The organism is Duganella sp. CF517, assembly GCF_900110275.1.
Taxonomy (GTDB): domain Bacteria; phylum Pseudomonadota; class Gammaproteobacteria; order Burkholderiales; family Burkholderiaceae_D; genus Rugamonas.
Genome location: NZ_FODC01000002.1, coordinates 406,950 through 425,208 on the forward strand (window position 1 = coordinate 406,950; position 18,259 = coordinate 425,208).

The 18,259-nt window shown below is 62.2% G+C and carries 16 protein-coding genes; 2 read left to right on the forward strand and 14 right to left on the reverse strand.

The annotated features are described in order from the left end of the window. Positions 1–71 precede the first annotated feature (71 nt). Positions 72–521 (forward strand): hypothetical protein, encoded by a 450-nt coding sequence (locus tag BMX85_RS08885; protein ID WP_090315980.1) that lies wholly within the window; start codon positions 72–74, stop codon positions 519–521. Positions 522–885: 364 nt separating this feature from the next. Here BMX85_RS08885 and BMX85_RS08890 read toward each other — a convergent pair whose 3' ends face one another. From BMX85_RS08890 to BMX85_RS08920, 7 genes are all read right to left on the reverse strand, one after another. After that, positions 886–1,293, reverse strand: coding sequence for a hypothetical protein (locus tag BMX85_RS08890; protein WP_090315983.1), 408 nt, complete (start codon positions 1,291–1,293; stop codon positions 886–888). A gap of 144 nt (positions 1,294–1,437) precedes the next feature. After that, positions 1,438–1,785, reverse strand: coding sequence for an energy transducer TonB (locus BMX85_RS08895; RefSeq protein WP_090315987.1), 348 nt, complete (start codon positions 1,783–1,785; stop codon positions 1,438–1,440). Between the two features lie 68 nt (positions 1,786–1,853). Continuing rightward, entirely contained in the window at positions 1,854–2,189 is a 336-nt protein-coding gene (locus BMX85_RS08900) for an energy transducer TonB (RefSeq protein WP_090315990.1), read from the reverse strand. 93 nt (positions 2,190–2,282) lie between these two features. Next, complete coding sequence (locus tag BMX85_RS08905; protein WP_229210359.1) at positions 2,283–4,028, reverse strand: methyl-accepting chemotaxis protein; 1,746 nt, start codon at positions 4,026–4,028, stop codon at positions 2,283–2,285. 337 nt (positions 4,029–4,365) lie between these two features. After that, positions 4,366–5,400: a tRNA dihydrouridine(20/20a) synthase DusA gene (gene dusA / locus BMX85_RS08910; protein ID WP_090315996.1), complete on the reverse strand. Its 1,035-nt coding sequence runs from the start codon at positions 5,398–5,400 to the stop codon at positions 4,366–4,368. 51 nt (positions 5,401–5,451) lie between these two features. Then, a complete protein-coding gene (locus BMX85_RS08915) occupies positions 5,452–6,057 on the reverse strand; it encodes a hypothetical protein (RefSeq protein ID WP_143067935.1) in 606 nt (201 codons plus the stop codon). Positions 6,058–6,078: 21 nt separating this feature from the next. After that, entirely contained in the window at positions 6,079–6,663 is a 585-nt protein-coding gene (locus tag BMX85_RS08920; protein ID WP_090317613.1) for a helix-turn-helix domain-containing protein, read from the reverse strand. Positions 6,664–6,711: 48 nt separating this feature from the next. Here BMX85_RS08920 and BMX85_RS08925 point away from each other — a divergent pair, with 48 nt between their 5' ends. Beyond that, positions 6,712–7,182 (forward strand): GNAT family N-acetyltransferase, encoded by a 471-nt coding sequence (locus BMX85_RS08925; RefSeq protein ID WP_307172930.1) that lies wholly within the window; start codon positions 6,712–6,714, stop codon positions 7,180–7,182. A gap of 15 nt (positions 7,183–7,197) precedes the next feature. Here BMX85_RS08925 and BMX85_RS08930 read toward each other — a convergent pair whose 3' ends face one another. The 7 genes from BMX85_RS08930 to rimP form a co-directional block, all read right to left on the reverse strand. Then, positions 7,198–9,438, reverse strand: a complete 2,241-nt coding sequence (locus tag BMX85_RS08930; protein WP_090316002.1) for a DUF3141 domain-containing protein — start codon at positions 9,436–9,438, stop codon at positions 7,198–7,200. Positions 9,439–9,581: 143 nt separating this feature from the next. Continuing rightward, the gene (typA, locus tag BMX85_RS08935) at positions 9,582–11,414 is read right to left on the reverse strand and encodes a translational GTPase TypA (RefSeq protein WP_090316005.1); all 1,833 of its coding nucleotides are present in this window, start codon (positions 11,412–11,414) and stop codon (positions 9,582–9,584) included. Between the two features lie 320 nt (positions 11,415–11,734). Then, a complete protein-coding gene (gene truB, locus BMX85_RS08940; RefSeq protein ID WP_090316008.1) occupies positions 11,735–12,670 on the reverse strand; it encodes a tRNA pseudouridine(55) synthase TruB in 936 nt (311 codons plus the stop codon). A gap of 17 nt (positions 12,671–12,687) precedes the next feature. Continuing rightward, on the reverse strand, positions 12,688–13,110 hold the full coding sequence (gene rbfA, locus BMX85_RS08945) for a 30S ribosome-binding factor RbfA (protein WP_090316012.1): 423 nt from the start codon (positions 13,108–13,110) through the stop codon (positions 12,688–12,690). A gap of 97 nt (positions 13,111–13,207) precedes the next feature. After that, positions 13,208–16,078, reverse strand: a complete 2,871-nt coding sequence (gene infB / locus BMX85_RS08950; RefSeq protein WP_090316015.1) for a translation initiation factor IF-2 — start codon at positions 16,076–16,078, stop codon at positions 13,208–13,210. Positions 16,079–16,124: 46 nt separating this feature from the next. Then, positions 16,125–17,690: a transcription termination factor NusA gene (nusA, locus tag BMX85_RS08955; RefSeq protein WP_090316017.1), complete on the reverse strand. Its 1,566-nt coding sequence runs from the start codon at positions 17,688–17,690 to the stop codon at positions 16,125–16,127. Then, entirely contained in the window at positions 17,687–18,175 is a 489-nt protein-coding gene (gene rimP, locus BMX85_RS08960; RefSeq protein ID WP_090317618.1) for a ribosome maturation factor RimP, read from the reverse strand. Before rimP ends, nusA begins: the two co-directional genes overlap by 4 nt. Between the last annotated feature and the right edge of the window lie 84 nt (positions 18,176–18,259).

Below are 18,259 nucleotides of genomic sequence, written 5' to 3' on the forward strand. Positions count from 1 at the left end.
TGCCCTTCGGCACAACGAGCATCTACTTCGCTCCCCGAATTACGTCATCCAAGTCTCACCTAAGCGCAGCCATGTCTGAACCAAAATCCCTGTCAGAAGTCAGTACCTATAGCAAAGACACGCCCGTCGGCCGTCCGGACCTCGACGGCCGCGCCGGCGTGTTCGTTCCGTCGGAATTGTTCGACCCCGGCAGCAACGCCGCCATCCGCAGCGGCTGCGGCATCGTCGGCTTCGGCAACCCGGACGGTTCGCTGACCGTCTACTTCGAGGCCAACCGCTTCGAGGATAGCAGCCTGCACAAATGGGAAAACAAGGCGCGCAAAGCCTACGACCGCATGGTCATGGGCGCGCCGACCGTCTCCAAGGCCAAGATCGACGCCAAGATGCTGGACCAGGTCGGCCTGATCGACGGCATGGGCATCCATCTCAAGCAACCGGAAGGCTTGCAGCGCTGGCTGGAAACGTCCAACGCCGCCGACACCGCCCCAGCCGGCCCGGTCGTACTGTGGAAAATTAAATAAGAAGTTGATAAAAAGATAGAGACGGCGTGTTGTCCTACACGCCGCCGGACTTTTTGCTGATGTTCTTAATGTGGCCTTAAGACTATTCTGAAGACATCAACAACCCTAACCCAATCCGGGAGTCTGTCATGGCACGCTATCTCCACTTCGCATACGGCGCATTACTGCTCAGTCTTGCCTGCGCTTCGACCTATGTGTTGGTAGAGGGTAACGCACTAGGCCAGGCATCGGTCTACGTGCTGCGCTAGTAACACGCCGGCGCCGATGGCGCCGCATGAATTCCCGGACGGATGTAAAAATCCCGCCAGGCCTTACGAGGCATGGCGGGATTTTTTATGTCCGCAGCTAATTCAGCAACCGGCGATCAACGGCGATAGCCGCCACGTCCCCAACCGCCGCGTCCCCAGCCACCGCGATGGCCGCCCGAGAAGCGGCTGAACGAGAAGTCCAGCCCGATCGAGACCGGCGGATAGTAGTACGACGGCGCCGGCTGGTAATACACGGGCGCGGGCGCGTAATAGACCGGCGGCGCGACGACGTACGTGGTCGTGCTGACCGGTTCGGCGTAGACCACGCGCGAGCTAGGCGCCGGCAATTCCTCGGTCGTGTAGACGGTCGCTGGAGCGCTGCCCGGCGCGCGGTTCGACGGCGTCACGGAAACAGTGCGCCACTGGTAGGGATCCTGAACCTGGGCGGTGGTGTAATACGGCTGCTGCACGGCGCACCCGGTCAGCGCCACGAGCGCGCCGACGACGGCAAAGATAATCTTCATGGCAAATCTCCTTGTTCCAGAATCGTATTATATAAGGAAGTTTAGCGCGTTCGCAGCCCGATTACAGCTTGTTACACGTAATCGACTTGGCGAAAAAAAGGAGCCGCATGCGGCTCCCCTTGGTATTGCCCTGCGGGACTATGCTTAGTCCAGTTTCCAGGCGTAATCGACCTTGGTCCAGGTCTCGGCCGGCGCGCCGTCCTTGGTGCCCGGCTTGAATTTGCAGGCGCTCAGCGCCTTGATGGCGGCCTTGTCCAGATTCTTGAAGCCGCTAGTCTTGTCGAGCTTGGAATCGGACACCGAGCCGTCTGCCTTGACCAGGAACGACATCGATACCGTGCCCTGCTCTTCGTTCATCAGCGACGCTTTCGGATATTCGGCTTTGCAGTTTTTGGCATCGAAACTGGCCGGCACTTCGGCGGCGAACGCCGCTGGAACGCTCGACACGAGCACTGCTGCAACCACACTCAACCAACGCTTATTTGTAGACATCTGATTTCCCCTAGTGGATGGATTCGGCAATCGGCCACGCCCCCTGGCATGGCCACTTGAGACAGGTGTTACAGCTTCCAGCTATAGTCGACCTTGGTCCAGGTCTGTGCTACCGCGCCGTCCTTGGTGCCCGGCTTGAACTTGCAACCGCTCAGCGCTTTCAGCGCCGCTTTGTCGAGGTTCTTGAAGCCGCTCGACTTTTCCAGCTTCGACTCGACGACGTTGCCGTCGGCGCCGACCAGGAACGACATCTTGACGTCGCCCTGCTCTTCATTCATCAGCGATGCCTTCGGGTATTCGGCCTTGCAGTTCTTGGCGTCGACCGATGCCGGCACTTCGGCGGCGATGGTGGCGGCGGAGACGGCGGACAGGACGACGGCGGCGATGATCGAAAACTTGTTCATTTGTATTTCCCAACAATTATTTTTAGACACTGATTAGATAGACGCCAAGGCCCGCACACGTGTCGCAAAGGGCGACAGCAGGCCGAGGCAAGCTTAAAACTCTTCCCACTCGTCGGCGGCGTTGCTGCTCGGGCCGTTGACGACTTTCTTCGGTTTGGCGATCGCTGCGGCCGGCTTGGCGGCCAGTTTCTTCACAGGAGCGCGGGCGGCGGTGATCGGTTTGACCACTGCCTTCGGGGCTGGCGTAAATACCGGAGCGGCAACGCGCTCCTCGCCTTCCACCAGCTTGAAGATGCTGACCACCCGGGACAACTCGGAGGCCTGGTCTTGCAAGCTTTGTGCTGCGGCGGCGGATTCTTCCACCAGCGCGGCATTCTGTTGGGTCATGCTGTCCATCTCGATGATGGACAGGTTGACCTGTTCGATACCAGCGCTTTGTTCCTGGCTGGCGTTGGCGATCTCGCTCATGATGTCGGTCACGCGGCGCACCGAGGCGACCACTTCGTCCATCGTGACGCCGGCCTGGCCGACCAGCTTGGTGCCGGCGCCGACCTTCTCGACCGAGTCGTCGATCAGCATCTTGATTTCCTTGGCGGCGCCAGCGGAACGCTGGGCCAGGTTGCGCACTTCCGACGCCACCACGGCGAAGCCGCGGCCCTGTTCGCCGGCACGGGCCGCTTCGACGGCGGCGTTCAACGCCAGGATGTTGGTCTGGAAAGCGATGCCGTCGATGACGCCGATGATGTCGACGATCTTCTTGGCCGACGCGTCGATCGAGCTCATGGTGTTGACCACTTCGGACACCACCTTGCCGCCCTTGATCGCCACGTCCGACGCCACCGACGCCAGCTGGTTGGCTTCCCGGGCGTTGTCGGCGTTCTGCTTGACGGTCGAGGTCAGTTCTTCCATCGCCGAGGCGGTTTTTTCCAGCGAGCTGGCCTGCATTTCGGTGCGGGCCGACAGGTCGATGTTGCCGGCGGCGATCTCGCGCGAGGCGGTGCCGATGGTTTCGGTGCCCGAACGGACCTGGCCGACGATGTCCACCAGGCTGTTGCGCATTTCCTTCATTTCAAACAGCAGGCTGTCCTTGTCGTTGCCGGTGGTGTCGATCGACACGGCCAGGTCGCCGTTGGCGATGCTGCTGGCGATCGAGGCGGTGTAGTCCGGTTCGCCGCCCAGCTGCTTGAGCAGGCCACGGGTGATCAGCAGCGCGGCGACGATCGAGATGCCGACCGCCAGCAAGCCCATGACGATCATGAAATTGCGGCCGCTGGAGAAGCCGTTGGCGGCGTCGACCTGCATCTGGGCGTTCAGCTTGTCTTCCAGCGCGGCCAGTTGGTCGAGCGCGGCCATCCATTTTTTCTGGGCCGGACGGATTTCCTTGATCAGCACGCGGGTGGCGCCTTCGGCATTGCTTGCCAACCACAGCTCGGTCGCCTTGGCGATCGCCGGCATGGCCACGCCTTCCTGCTCCTTGATGGTCGCCAGCAGCGTTTTTTCTTCAGCGGTGGCTTCCACCGCGAATTTCGCGCTCAGCTTGTTCTGTGCTTCGGTGTACTTGCCGGCCAGTTCCTTGACGCGGTTCAGGTCCGGTTCCATGTCGGCCGGATCGGTCATCAGGGTCAGCACGCGCAGCGAGCTGATGCGGTCGTTGACGTTGGCGCGCATGTCGAGGACCAGGCGCGACACGACGTTGTTGACGCTGATAACGTGGTCCAGGCGGTCCTGGATTTGTGCCATGCGGAAGATGCCGACCGTGGTCACGGCGATCAGGAACAACAATACCAGGGCGAATCCGAGGCCCAGGCGCGTTCCGACTTTCATTTTTGCTAAATTCATTTCCGTCTTCTTCTTAAGTGACACCGTTGATAAGAATTTGCCCTGGACTGCCTCGTTACTACGAGAACACTACCCGCACGCTAATTGCCGTAAATCAATAAAACATGACATTAGCAAACAATGACTGCGAATGCAAAATTTAGCGCCACACAAAGCCTTAGGTGTAGTTTTTGCGCCGCAAAGTGCCGTGGGTGGTGTCGAAAATATGTGGTATTTGATGAATTATAGATGCAAATTTTTCCTCAAAGCAAGAAAAAAATGCCACTAATTTACGCATGCTGAATTTCTGCGTGGAAATACCAACAGTTTCGCGAATTCAATGCCGGATCGGCAAGATTTAGGCGGTGGTGCGCAGCCGGGCGGCCGCTTCGAGGAGGAGGTTGGCGTCGCCGGCGGCGAGCTTTTTGGAGTCGGACAGCACCTGGCGGAATTGGCGCGCGCCGGGCAGGCCGGTCATCAGGCCCAGCATGTGGCGGGTGATGCTGTTGAGTTTGAGGCCCTTCTCGCCCAGTGCCAGCTGGGCACGGATGTAGGGGATCATCGCCTCGATCACTTGCTCGCGCGACTTGACGACGGCGTCGGCGTCGCCGTAGTAGCGCTGGTCGAACGTGGCCATCACGAACGGATTGTGGTACGCCTCGCGGCCCAGCATGACGCCGTCGATATGCCGCAGGTGCTCGTCGATCTCGGCCTCGGTCTTGATGCCGCCGTTGATGATGATTTCGAAGTCGGGGAACTCGCGCTTGAGGCGGTAGGCGAAGTCGTATTTCAGCGGCGGCACCTCGCGGTTTTCCTTCGGCGACAAGCCTTTGAGGATGGCGTTGCGGGCGTGGACGATGAAGGTCTTGCAGCCGGCGTCGGCCACCGTGCCGACGAAATCGCGGACGAAATCGTAGCTTTCGGTCTGGTCGATGCCGATCCGGTGCTTGACGGTGACGTCGATGCTGACCGCGTCGCGCATGGCTTTGACGCAATCGGCCACCAGTTGCGGCTCGGCCATCAGGCAGGCGCCGAAAGCGCCCTTCTGCACGCGTTCGGACGGGCAACCGCAATTCAGGTTGATCTCGTCGTAGCCCCATTTTTCGCCCAGCCTGGCGCTGGTGGCCAGGTCGGTCGGGTCGCTGCCGCCCAGTTGCAGCGCCACCGGGTGTTCTTCCTCGTTGAAGCGCAGGTGGCGCTCGACGTCGCCGTAGACCAGCGCGCCGGTGGTGACCATCTCCGTGTACAGCCACGTGTGGCGGCTGATATGGCGGTGGAACACGCGGCAGTGGCGGTCGGTCCAGTCCATCATCGGCGCGACCGACAGGCGGCGGCCCGGCTTGACGCCAGGCGCTGCGGCTGTATCGGTGGTCGGCTGGTCGATGATGGTCATGGTTCTGCTACGGTAATCGGATGAGGGTCGTCATTATACAGCGCCGCGCTGTCAGCCGCCCCGGTTTCTGGCCGGGCGCGCGATCGTCACGTGCAGGTAGATGAACACGCCGGCGGCGCCGACCCATCCCACCACGCAGGAAAGCACCGCGATGACGATGGGCATCGGCTTTTGCAGCGCGTGGGTGGCGACGCGGTACGCCATCACCGCGTTCGCCAGCAGCGTCAGCATTCCCGCGCCCCACAAAACGTTCACCCACAGCGGCGACAGGTCGAACCCGGCGAACACCAGCGGCAACGGCAACACGTTGACAAACAGCGCCACCGCGAACGCCGCGCGCCATTGGGTCAGCAATTGCGCGCGCGGCGAAGCGGTGCCGGCGGACGCCGCCTGCGCGGGCGCGCCCGATTTCGTCCGACGGAAATACAGCAGCGCGGAGCCGACGAACAGCACCGGAAAGAGGATCACCGACATGCCGGCGACCGCCATCACGGCGCCATACCCGCAGCCGCCCTCGAAGTTGGAGCGGCACGGCATCCACTCACCTTCCAGCGCCGCATAAGCGAGGGCGGCCGTCACAAGCGCCGATCCGACGAACATCGATAAAAGCAGCAGCGCGGTCTTGGCTTTGCCGGGGGGTGGCGTTTGAGTAGTCATGCATGCAATCATACCGCACGGCTAATCGGCAGCGTGCACGCCCACGGGCAAGGTCACCAGCCCGACCAGATAGCGCGCCGGGCGGCTGCCGGGATTGGCGTAGACGATCTGCTGATCCTCGCGCATCGCCACGCAATCGCCCGCTTCCAGCCGCCATTGCTGCTCGCCGCACGCGATATCCATGACGCCGTCGAGCATCCACATTTGATGGTGGATGTCCGACGCCCGCGCCATGCGCTCGTAGACGACGCGCTGGCCGGGCGGGAACACCACCTCGACCAGTTGCAAGGGCGAACGCGCGGCCGGCGACAAGTGGCGCCGCACATAACCGGAGGCCGGGTCGGTCCACACCTGTTGCTCGGCGGCGCGGCGCAACGGCGATGGCGCGGACGAGGCGTCGGCGGCCTCGAACAACGAGGCCAGTGTCACGCCGAGGGCGCCGGCCAGCTTGTCGAGCACGGTGGCGGTGGCGCTGCTCTCGCCGCGTTCGATCAGGGAAATGTTGGAGCGGCTTACACCGCTCAATTCGGCGAGCGACGTCAACGACAGCTGGCGCGCTTCGCGCAGCGCCAACACGCGGCCGGCAATTAGTTTGTTTATATCCATGGAATCCATTATACTGGATTTACCGTCCAATAAAATGACCGATCATCCATGATGCATATCGCCTTTGAAACTCCGAACCAGCCTGAAGTCATCGCCCTGATCGCCGATCTCGATGCTTATCAATTGTCGCTGTATCCGCCGGAACTGGTGTATGCACTGGATTTGTCCTCGCTGATGGCGCCGCACGTGAAGTTCGCCGTGGCGCGCGAGGGCGGCGCCGCCGGCAAGATCGTCGGTTGCTGCGCGATCGTGCTGTCGCCGGAATTCGGCGAGATCAAGCGCTTGTATGTGGACCCCGCCGGACGCGGCAAGGGTACCGGAAAAGGCATGCTCAGCCTGCTGGAACAGGCGGCGGTGGAAGCCGGCTGCGCGCAGATGGTGCTCGAGACCGGGCCGTCGCAGCCCGAGGCGATGGGGCTGTACCAGCGGCACGGGTTCCAGCGCTGCGGCGCGTTCGGCGATTATCCGGAGGACCCGATGAGCGTGTTCATGCGCAAGGACATCGAGCGGCGCGCATAGCCGGCCGCCCTCGCCTCACGCTTCCTTCTTCTTCTTGCGCACCACGGCCAGCTTCGGCGCTTGCGGGCCGAACATCTCGGCCACGCGTTCGAGCCGCACCGCGCCGTCGCCGACCAGCGTGCCGGTGGCGCCGGCCACCTGCCGCACGATGCCCAGGGCCGCCGCGCGCGCTTCGGGCTCCTCCGGCAACAGCAGCGGCAGGTCGCGCATTGCCGCCTCCTCGTCGACCTGCAACATCAGATACTGGTCGCGCACGATGGTCTTGAACTGCGTCACGCTCAGCTCCTCGTCGTCCGACGTGCGCAAGCGCAGCTGGCGTATCGTCGCGAACGCGCGCTCGTCGGCGGCGCTCATCTCCGGACTGCGATAGATGTAGAGCAAGCCGCGGATGATGGCCTCGGTCACGCCGCCCTCGGCCGTCTTGGTGGCGGCCGCCGCGCGGAACGCGTTCAACGCCGCCTCGTGCGCCAGATCGCGGCCGATGCGGCGCGGCGCGCCCACGTCGGAACGCAAGCCCACCAGCGCCTGCAACACCGGCGAGCCATACACGCTCAGGAAGAATTTTTCGGTCGCCTCGTCGCGCGCGTCGCGATAGGCGTCCAGCGTGGCGACGATCTGCTTCGACATGTGCTCCTGCAACTGCAGGAAGACGTTGCCCTTGTCCACCGGACGGCGCTGCGCGCGCACCTTTTCGGCCAGCGCCGGGATGCCGTCGAGCAGCTTGTTTTTGCTGGAGAAGGCCGTGTAGCGCAAGCGCAGCGGGTGCGATTCGCGCAACCGTTCGGCGCTCTGTTCCGTCACCAGGTTCTTGACGATCGGGCTGACAAACTGGCGGTACAGGCCCTGGTTGATTTCCGAGACCCGCGCCACGGTGGCGAAACGGCGCTCGTCCTCGGCGTCGTTGCCGCCCAACACGCGCAACGCGTCCAGGCCGCGCCGTTCGAAACGCATGACGAAGTCGCCGCCCATCATGTCGCCGGCGGCGATCTCCGCTTGCAGCATCTCCTCGTCCTTGTCGAGGAACACCGCCTCGTACAGGCCCGGCGGCATGATGTCGATCATGTCCATCGCGGCCGTGAACTCCTCGTGCTCCTTGTTGGCCACCGAGGCCGAGACGAAGATGCCCAGGTGCCCTATGCTCTGGTGCATCGTGTAAATGATGGTCTGGCCGCCGGCGACCAGCGCGGCGTCGTCCTCGTACAGGTCCAGCACCCAGCCGAGCGCCTGCTGCGGCGGCGTGATGTCGTCGCCCCACGAGCAGAACACCACGATCGGCGATTTGATGTTGCGCAGATCGATGCGGCGGCCTTCGCTGTCGAGCAGCGCGGCCGCGCTCAGCTGGTTGCCGACGAACAGGTTATCGGCGATGTATTGCATTTCGCCGGCGTTGAGCAGCACCGGATTGCCCCACCAGCGCTCGAATTCCAGGAAGCGCGCCGCTTCGGTGTCGATCTTCGAATACACGTTGTAGTTCTTGCTCCACATCGTATTGGCCGGGTTCATTTTCTCGAAATTTTCGACCAGCTGCGCGCCGTCGAAAATGCCGTTGCCCAGATCGCCCGCGAGCGTGGTCGTCCACGTCCCGCCGAGCGCGCCGCCCAGGTAGCGCATCGGGTTCTTGCCGCGCACGCCGGCCCAGTACGACAGCGGCGCCCCGGCCAGCACCAGCGGACCGACCAGGTCCGGCTGCAGCGCGGCCGTCATCATGATTTGCCAGCCGGCCTGGCAATTGCCGATCAGCGCGGGCTTGCCGTCGGCCTGTGGATGCAGTTTGGCCACATGGGCGATGAATTGCGCCTCGGCCCGGCACACGTCCTCGATGGTCTGGCCCGGCACCGGCTTGGGCAGGAAGCCGACGAAATAGCACGGATGGCCGGCCTTGAGCACGACGCCGATCTCGCTGTCCTGTTTCATGCCGGCGATGCCGGGGCCGTGGCCGGCGCGCGGATCGAACACGATGAACGGACGCTTGGTGGGATCGGGGGTGAGGCCGTCCGGCGGCGCGATGTAGCACAAGCCGTAGTTGACGGGACGCTCCAGATCGCGGCCGTCCATGATGACCTCGAAGGCAAAACTGAGCACGTGCGGAGCGGTCTCTTCGGTGCGCAGGTTGCGCTCGTCGCCACGCTGGCGCAGCACGTCCATGAACAGCACGCCGCGCTGGCAGGCGTCGACCCAATAGTCGGTCGCCTGCTGCGCGAGGGAAAATGGATTGGTCGGCCAGCCGGACCACGGATTCAACTTTTCGTCACTCACCTTGAGACTCCTCAATACTGATTTATGCTGCCATGCGTCAAATTACTCCAGCACTGGTAAAAAGGCAATTGAATCCGTTGCCGCGAAAAAAAACCCCGGGGCTCCATGGAGGCCGGGGTTTTCTTGTCAAGCGTGCAAACCGATCAGGATTCGCGCGACGCTTTTTTACGCTCGTGCTCTTTCAGGAAGCGCTTGCGCAGACGGATCGATTTCGGCGTGATTTCGACCAGTTCGTCGTCGTCGATGAATTCAACGGCGTATTCCAGCGACATTTGAACCGGCGGCACCAGGCGCACCGCTTCGTCGGTACCCGACGAACGCACGTTGGTCAGCTGCTTGCCCTTGATCGGGTTGACGACCAGATCGTTGTCGCGCGAGTGGATACCGATGATCATGCCTTCGTACACCGGGTCGTTGTGGACCACGAACATGCGGCCGCGATCCTGCAGTTTCCAGATGGCGTAGGCCACGGCGGCGCCGTCGTCCTGCGAGATCAGCACGCCGTTGCGACGGCCGCCCAGTTCGCCCTTGGTGTTGTCGACCGGCGCGTACGCGTCGAACACGTGGCTCATCAGGCCGGTACCGCGGGTCAGGGTCATGAATTCGCCCTGGAAGCCGATCAGGCCACGTGCGGGAATACGGTATTCCAGACGCACACGGCCCTTGCCGTCCGATTCCATGTTTTGCAGGTCGCCGCGACGACGGCCCAGCTCTTCCATGACGCCGCCCTGGTTGGCTTCTTCAACGTCGACCGACAGTTGCTCGAACGGCTCGTGGCGCACGCCATCGACCATTTTGAACACCACGCGCGGACGCGACACGGCCATCTCGAAACCTTCGCGACGCATGTTTTCGATCAGGATGGTCAGGTGCAGCTCGCCGCGGCCCGACACTTCGAAGATCGTGTCGTCGTCGGTTGGCGCCACGCGCAGCGCGACGTTGGCTTTCAGTTCCTTGTCCAGACGGTCGCGCAGCTGGCGCGAGGTCACGAATTTGCCTTCGCGGCCGGCCAGTGGCGAGTTGTTGACCATGAAGTTCATGGTCAGGGTAGGCTCGTCGACGGTCAGCATCGGCAGCGGTTCCGGGGTGTCCACGGCGCACAGCGTCGAGCCGATGCCGATTTCATCGATACCGTTGATCAGGCAGATGTCGCCGGCGACGGCTTCATCGACCAGCACGCGCTCCAGGCCCTTGAAGTTCAGCACCTGGTTGATGCGGCCCTTGATCGGGGTGGCGCCTGGGCCGTTGATGACCAGCACGTCCTGGCCGACCTTGACGGTGCCGCGGTTGACGCGGCCGATGCCGATCTTGCCGACGTAGGACGAGTAGTCCAGCGACGTGATTTGCATCTGCAGCGGGCCTTCCGGATTGTCGTCGCGTACTGGAACGTGTTCCAGGATGGCGTCGAACAGCGGCTTCATGTCGCCCGAGCGTACGTCTTCGGTCAGGCCGGCGTAGCCGTTCAGGCCCGAGGCGTAGACGATAGGGAAGTCCAGCTGCTCGTCGTTCGCGCCCAGCTTGTCGAACAGTTCGAAGGTCTGGTTGATCGCCCATTCAGGACGTGCGCCCGGACGGTCGACCTTGTTGACGACGACGATAGGCTTCAGGCCCAGCGCCAGTGCCTTGCGGGTCACGAAGCGGGTCTGTGGCATCGGGCCTTCCTGCGCATCGATCAGCAGCAGAACGGAGTCGACCATCGACAGCACACGTTCCACTTCGCCGCCGAAGTCGGCGTGGCCTGGGGTGTCGACGATGTTGATGTGGGTGCCTTCGTACTCAACCGCGCAGTTCTTCGACAGAATCGTAATGCCGCGTTCCTTTTCGAGGTCGTTCGAGTCCATGACGCGGGTATCGACCGCTTGGTTTTCACGGAAGGTGCCGGACTGGCGCAGCAGCTGATCCACCAGGGTGGTTTTGCCGTGGTCAACGTGGGCGATGATTGCGATGTTACGAATTGCGCGTTTTGTAGTAGACATGGTCGTTATATTTGCTGAAAAACTGCGGGTGCGTACAAACTGTACGGGGGGTATTCCGGGATGTTCGTGGGCTACAACTTCTTAGCCAATTTCTGGAACCGCGTAGTATAGCATGTTGCGTTGCAACTCCTTAAAAAAATCGAGTATTTTCAAAGAGTTGCTTTCCAAACCCCGGGGGTCAAGTCTGTCATTCGGACACGAGCCCGGCGTTAAAGCTTCTCTACGGTCCAGGCCGTGTCCGAATGACAGACTTGACCCCGAGGTTTAAAAGCCTCTCTACGGTCCAGGCCGTGTCCGAATGACAGACTTGACCCCGAGGTTTAGGCGGCGGCCTCTGGCGCGGTGAAGGCGATCAGGCGCTCGGGGGCGAGGATGCTGTATTCGCCCAGCAGCGCCGTGCCCAGCAGCTTGTCGTCGAGGTAGACGCGCACCCTGCCCTGCTCGGCCGGCACCGCGACCGGCTCCTTGCCCAAGGCGAGGCGCTGGCCGTTGAGGAAGCGCTTGGCGAGCTCGGCGTTCAGTTGCACCGCCGGGAAGCTGGCCAACAAGGCGTCGACCGGGGCCAGCAGAGTCAACGGTTCGGCGTGCACCTGCAGCGCTTCCAACGTGATCATGTTGTCCATCGTCAGCGGGCCGACCTGCGTGCGGCGCAGCGCGTTCAAATGCGCGCCGCAACCGAGCGCTTCGCCGATGTCCTGGCCCAGCACGCGGATGTACGTGCCCTTGCTGCACGTGACCGACAGCTTCAGCATCGGCGCCTCGTACGCCACCAGCTCCAAGTTGTGAATGATCACATTGCGCGCCTCGCGCTCCAGCGTGATGCCGGCGCGCGCGTATTCGTACAGCGGCTTGCCGTCACGCTTCAACGCCGAATACATCGGCGGCACTTGCGCGATCGGTCCACGGAACTTTTCCAGCACCGCGTGGATCTGATCCAGTGTGACATCGACGTCGCGCGTGTCGATGACCTCGCCCTCGGTGTCGCCGGTGTCGGTGCTCTGGCCCAGGTGCACCGTGGTCTCGTAGGTCTTGTCCGCTTCCAGCAAGTCCTGCGAAAACTTGGTCGCTTCGCCAAAGCACAACGGCAGCAAGCCGGTGGCGAACGGGTCGAGCGTGCCGGTGTGGCCGGCCTTCTTGGCGTTGAGCACGCGCTTGGCTTTGATCAGTGCATCGTTGCTCGAGAAGCCGACCGGCTTGTCGAGCAACAGCACGCCGTCGACCAGGTCGCGGACTTTTTTAGGATGATTTTGCTTCATGGAGGGGGCCGAAAGGCTTATTCGGCGCCGTCTTTGTTCTCGTCGGCCGGCTTGGCCTGGTCGTCGTCCAGCGAACGCGTGGCGTTGGCCTGGTCGATCAGTAGCGACAGTTCCATGCCGCGCGAGGTCGACGTGTCGTGCACGAAGTGCAGCGCCGGCAGGGTGTGGATGTGCAAGCGCTTGCCCAGCTGGCCGCGCATGTAGCCGGCGGCGGCCGACAGGCCTTCGACGGTCTGCTTGACCTGCTCCGGGCTGTCCTTGAGCATCGTGAAGAAGATCTTCGCGTGCGCATAGTCCGGCGTGACCTGCACTTCGGTGATGGTGATCATGCCGACCCGTGGGTCTTTCAACTCGTAGGCGATGATTTCGGACAGATCGCGCTGGATCTGGTCCGCGACGCGCTGACCGCGCTGCGGAATGGTTTTACTGTGTTTTGCCATGATTCGGTACTGCTTTCCATAAACGGCAAGTGGACGGGAGCTGTTGCCCCCGTCCACCGTGCCTAGCCCTGCTGTCTATTACTACTGTCCGTAACGATTACAGCGTACGGGCGATTTCCTGAACTTCGAACACTTCCAGGGTGTCGCCAACCTGGATGTCGTTGTAGTTCTTCAGCGACAGGCCGCACTCCAGACCGGCGCGGACTTCTTTCGCGTCGTCCTTGAAGCGCTTGAGCGAGTCGATCTCGCCGGTCCACACGACGATGTTGTTGCGCAGCAGGCGTACCGACGAGGCGCGCTTGACCACGCCGTCGGTGACCAGGCAACCGGCAACCGCGCCGACCTTCGAGACCAGGATGACCTGGCGAATCTCGACCTGGCCGATGACGGTTTCGCGCTTCTCCGGCGCCAGCATGCCCGACAACGCCGCCTTGATTTCGTCGATCGCATCGTAAATGATGTTGTAGTAGCGAATGTCCACGCCGTTCGACTCGGCCAGCTTGCGCGCCTGTGCGTCGGCACGGGCGTTGAAGCCGATGATGACCGCTTTCGAGGCCACCGCCAGGTTGACGTCCGACTCGGTGATGCCACCGACCGCGGCGTGCACGACTTGGACGCGCACTTCGGAAGTCGACAACTTCTGCAACGAGCTGACCAGTGCTTCCTGCGAACCCTGCACGTCGGTCTTGATGATCATCGGCAGGTTTTTGACTTCGCCTTCGGCCATCTGGTCGAACATGTTTTCCAGCTTCGCGGCTTGCTGCTTGGCCAGTTTCACGTCGCGGAACTTACCTTGACGGAACAGACCGATCTCACGGGCTTTACGCTCGTCGGCCATGACCATGACTTCTTCACCGGCTTGCGGCACTTCCGTCAGACCCTGGATTTCGACCGGGATCGAAGGACCTGCTTCGTTGATCGGCTTGCCGTTCTCGTCCAGCATCGCGCGCACGCGGCCATACGAGGAGCCGGCCAGGATCACGTCGCCGCGCTTCAAGGTACCGGACTGCACCAGGATCGTCGCGACCGGGCCCTTGCCCTTGTCCAGACGGCCTTCGACCACCAGACCACGCGCTGGCGCGTCGACCGGGGCTTTCAGCTCCAGCACTTCGGCCTGCAGCAGCACTTGCTCCAGCAGGGCGTCGATACCGACGCCGGTTTTGGCCGAGACCGGCACGAATGGCGATTCGCCACCGTATTCTTCCGGCACCACTTGTTCGGCGACCAGTTCCTGCGTCACACGGTCGACGTTGCCGCCCGGTTTGTCGATCTTGTTGATCGCGACAACCAGCGGCACGCCGGCCGCTTTCGCGTGGGCGATCGCTTCCTTCGTTTGCGGCATCACGCCGTCGTCGGCGGCCACCACCAGAATCACGATGTCGGTCGCTTTCGCGCCGCGGGCACGCATCGCCGTAAAGGCTTCGTGACCCGGGGTATCGAGGAAGGTGATCATGCCGCGCGGGGTGTCCACGTGGTACGCGCCGATGTGCTGGGTAATGCCGCCGGCTTCGCCCGACGCCACTTTGGCGCGGCGGATGTAATCCAGCAGCGAGGTCTTACCGTGGTCGACGTGACCCATGACGGTCACCACCGGTGCGCGCGAGACCGACTCGAAGTGAGCGTGCTCACCCTGGTCCGCCAGCAGCGCTTCCGGATCGTCCTGTTCGGCGGCGAAGGCTTTGTGGCCCATCTCCTCGACCAGGATCATCGCGGTTTCCTGATCCAGCACCTGGTTGATGGTGCACATCTGGCCCAGCTTCATCAGCTGCTTGATGACCTCGGATGCCTTGACGGACATCTTGTGCGCCAGTTCGGCCACGGTGATCGTTTCAGGGACGTACACGTCCTTGATGACCGCCTCGGTCGGCGCCTGGAAGTTGGTTTCGCGGTCGTCCGAGTGCGAGCCACGACGGCCGCCACTCTTGCCACCACTGCGCCAGCCGTCACGGCCGCCGGTGCCGGTGTTGCCACGGCCCTTGTTGGCGGTGTTGCCCGGCGCGCCACGTTTCTTGGCGTCGTCCGACCAGGTCGACGAGACATTGGCCGACTTGATCGACTTCTTGTCGGCGGTGACCGGCTTCTTGTCGCCCGGCTTGTCGCCAGGCTTGGCGACGGCGCCGGTCGCAGGCTTGTGCAAGGTGCCTTCGGCAACCTTGGCCTTGACTGGCACCGGTGCTGGCTCAGGGGCTTTGATGGCGCGGCGTGGCGCGTTCATCATGGCCTTGATCTGGGCGACCTCGTCCGCCACGGCCTTGCGGGCGCGGTCGGTGGCTTCGGCTTTTTCAGCGGCTTCCTTGGCGGCGGCGGCGGCCTTCTTCTTGGCCTCTTCCGCCGCGGCTTTTTTCTTCTCTTCCGCTGCGGCGTCGACGGCCGGCGCTGGCGCCGCGGCGCCGGCGTTGGTCGCGGCGGCCGCTGCCTTGGCGGCGGCTTTCTTCGCTTCGGCGTCGGCTTCCTTCTTCGCTTCGGCTTCGGCGGCGGCCGTGGCTTTGGCCTGGGCTTCCTTCTCGGCGTCCAGCTTGGCCAGGCGGTCTTGCTTCTCGCGCAGCTCGGCTTCCTGGCGCGCGATCAGTTCGGCCTGTTTGCGGGCGTCTTCTTCACGACGGGCCACCTCGGCCGCGTCCACCACCGGCGCCACGGGGGCGGGGGCGGGAGCGGCGACCGGCTCGTCGCGCTGGACGAAGGTGCGAACCTTCTTCACAGCGACCTGAATCGTGCGGGCCTTGCCATTGGCGTCGGCCTGCTTGATTTCAGTGGTTTCTTTGCGCGTCAGCGTGATCTTCTTCTTTTCGGTATCAGCCGATGCGCCGTGGGTACGACGCAAGTGATCAAGCAGCTTATCCTTATCATCTTTCGACAATGGATCTGACGTCGAACTTTTTTCGACGCCGGCAGAACGCAGCTGCGTCAGCAGCAAATCTGCAGGCATCTTCAGTTCGGTGGCAAATTGGGCTACGTTGTTACTCGCCATTCAGTCCTCTTTTCTATGTGTCGCGGAGATGATAAAGATACTCAAATTATGCCTTTGCAGATTCGGCAAGACTCCATGCCTTGGCCTGGAGGCCTTTGGCACGATCGTCGTACTTCGAGTCAACCAACTTCATCTCATCGTCGGTCACATCTTCAAATTCACTTGTAATCAGTGCGCGCGCACGGTCGGCGGACAGGGCCAGGATGGCGCCAAATTCGTCGTAGGCCAGTGCAGCAAATGCATCGACAGTCTTGATACCAGCCAGGCCCAGCTTGCCGGCGGTGATGCGGTCCATGCCTTCCAGACCGACCAGCGCCTCGTCCATGCCTTCCAGGCCTTCTTCCGAAGCGATCGCTTCGGTGACCAGGGCGTCACGGGCGCGGGTGCGCAGTTCGTTGACGGTATCTTCGTCAAACGATTCGATTTCCAGCATTTCGGAGATCGGCACGTAAGCGATTTCTTCCAGGCTGGCAAAGCCCTCTTCCACCAGGATGTCGGCGACTTCCTGGTCGACGTCCAGTTTTTCCATGAACAGTGCGCGCACCGCCGCGGTTTCCTGGGCTGCCTTGTCGGCCGATTCCTCGGCCGTCATGATGTTGATCTTCCAGCCGGTCAGGTCGGAAGCGAGGCGCACGTTCTGGCCGGAGCGGCCGATCGCGATCGCCAGGTTTTCCTCGTCGACAACGACGTCCATCGCGTGCTTCTCTTCATCGACCATGATCGACGACACGTTGGCCGGGGCCAGCGCGCCGATGACGAATTGCGCCGGATCTTCCGACCACAACACGATGTCGACGCGCTCGCCGCCCAGCTCGCCGGTGACGGCCTGCACGCGCGAACCGCGCATGCCGACGCAAGTACCGATCGGGTCGATGCGCTTGTCGGCCGTGTAGACGGCGATCTTGGCGCGCACGCCGGCGTCGCGGGCGGCCGATTTAATTTCCAGCATGCCTTGTTCGATTTCCGGCACTTCCAGCTCGAACAGCTTCATGATGAAGTCCGGCGCGGTGCGCGACAGGATCACTTGCGGGCCGCGCATGTTGCGGTCGATGCGCAGGATGAAGGCGCGCACGCGGTCGCCGATCCGCAGGTTTTCCTTCGGAATCATCTGGTCGCGTGGCAGGCGGGCTTCGATCTTGCCCGACTCGACGATCGCGTCGCCGCGTTCCATGCGCTTGATGGTGCCGGTCACGAGCGAGTCGCCGCGCTCGAGGAAGTCGACCAGGATCTGTTCGCGCTCGGCGTCGCGCACACGCTGCAGGACCACCTGTTTGGTGTCTTGCGCGAAGCGGCGGCCGAATTCGACGGACTCGATCGGTTCTTCGATGTGGTCGTCCACTTCGATGTCCGGAATCTGTTCCTTGGCTTCGAAGTGCAGGATTTCCTGGTCCGGCAGCTGCAGGCCCGCTTCATCGGGGACGACGTGCCAGCGGCGGAAGGATTCGAACTCACCCGACTCGCGGTCGATCGAAACGCGGATATCGACTTCACCTTCATAGCGTTTCTTCGTGGCTTGCGCCAACGCGAATTCCAGCGCGCCGAAAACCACATCCTTATCGACGTTTTTCTCACGCGCCAGCGCGTCTACCAATAACAAAACTTCGCGACTCATGCTTTGCGTCCCTTAAAATCCACCTGCGGCACCAAGCGTGCCTTATCCACGTCGGCGAGCGTAAACTCCAACAGCGCCGGACCATCATTGCTATCAAATTCCAACGACAAATTATCGCCCTGGGGTTCTTGCAGAACGCCCTGGAACGATTTCCGGTTGTTCGTACCCGGCATTGCGGTGCGCAGCTTGACGATTATCTCGTAACCGGCAAAACGCACGAAGTCTTCCAGCTTGCGCACCGGACGATCCAGACCCGGCGACGAAATTTCGAGGCGTTCGTAATTGACGTTCTCGACTGTCAGCACGTGCGACAGCTGGTGACTTACCGTGGCGCAATCCTCCACGGTGATCGGGCCTTTTTCTTCCGCGTCGGCTGCGCTGAAATCGATAAACACGCGCAAGACTCCGCGCTCGGCCCGTTCGACATCAACCAGCTCGTAGCCCAGACCCATGACGGTCTTTTCAATTAGTTCCGGCAGCTGCAAGAAATTCTCCAAATCAAGGCCTGTTTGCAATTACTCAAAGCAGACCGTACAAAACGCTTTAACAAAAAAAAAATGGGCATCTGC

Excerpts from the sequence above, each read along its gene's own strand:
- BMX85_RS08885 (WP_090315980.1), top strand. The coding sequence starts at position 72 with ATGTCTGAACCAAAATCCCTGTCAGAAGTCAGTACCTATAGCAAAGAC.
- BMX85_RS08890 (WP_090315983.1), bottom strand. The coding sequence starts at position 1,293 with ATGAAGATTATCTTTGCCGTCGTCGGCGCGCTCGTGGCGCTGACCGGG.
- BMX85_RS08895 (WP_090315987.1), bottom strand. The coding sequence starts at position 1,785 with ATGTCTACAAATAAGCGTTGGTTGAGTGTGGTTGCAGCAGTGCTCGTG.
- BMX85_RS08900 (WP_090315990.1), bottom strand. The coding sequence starts at position 2,189 with ATGAACAAGTTTTCGATCATCGCCGCCGTCGTCCTGTCCGCCGTCTCC.
- BMX85_RS08905 (WP_229210359.1), bottom strand. The coding sequence starts at position 4,028 with ATGAATTTAGCAAAAATGAAAGTCGGAACGCGCCTGGGCCTCGGATTC.
- dusA (WP_090315996.1), bottom strand. The coding sequence starts at position 5,400 with ATGACCATCATCGACCAGCCGACCACCGATACAGCCGCAGCGCCTGGC.
- BMX85_RS08915 (WP_143067935.1), bottom strand. The coding sequence starts at position 6,057 with ATGACTACTCAAACGCCACCCCCCGGCAAAGCCAAGACCGCGCTGCTG.
- BMX85_RS08920 (WP_090317613.1), bottom strand. The coding sequence starts at position 6,663 with ATGGATATAAACAAACTAATTGCCGGCCGCGTGTTGGCGCTGCGCGAA.
- BMX85_RS08925 (WP_307172930.1), top strand. The coding sequence starts at position 6,712 with ATGATGCATATCGCCTTTGAAACTCCGAACCAGCCTGAAGTCATCGCC.
- typA (WP_090316005.1), bottom strand. The coding sequence starts at position 11,414 with ATGTCTACTACAAAACGCGCAATTCGTAACATCGCAATCATCGCCCAC.
- truB (WP_090316008.1), bottom strand. The coding sequence starts at position 12,670 with ATGAAGCAAAATCATCCTAAAAAAGTCCGCGACCTGGTCGACGGCGTG.
- rbfA (WP_090316012.1), bottom strand. The coding sequence starts at position 13,110 with ATGGCAAAACACAGTAAAACCATTCCGCAGCGCGGTCAGCGCGTCGCG.
- infB (WP_090316015.1), bottom strand. The coding sequence starts at position 16,078 with ATGGCGAGTAACAACGTAGCCCAATTTGCCACCGAACTGAAGATGCCT.
- nusA (WP_090316017.1), bottom strand. The coding sequence starts at position 17,690 with ATGAGTCGCGAAGTTTTGTTATTGGTAGACGCGCTGGCGCGTGAGAAA.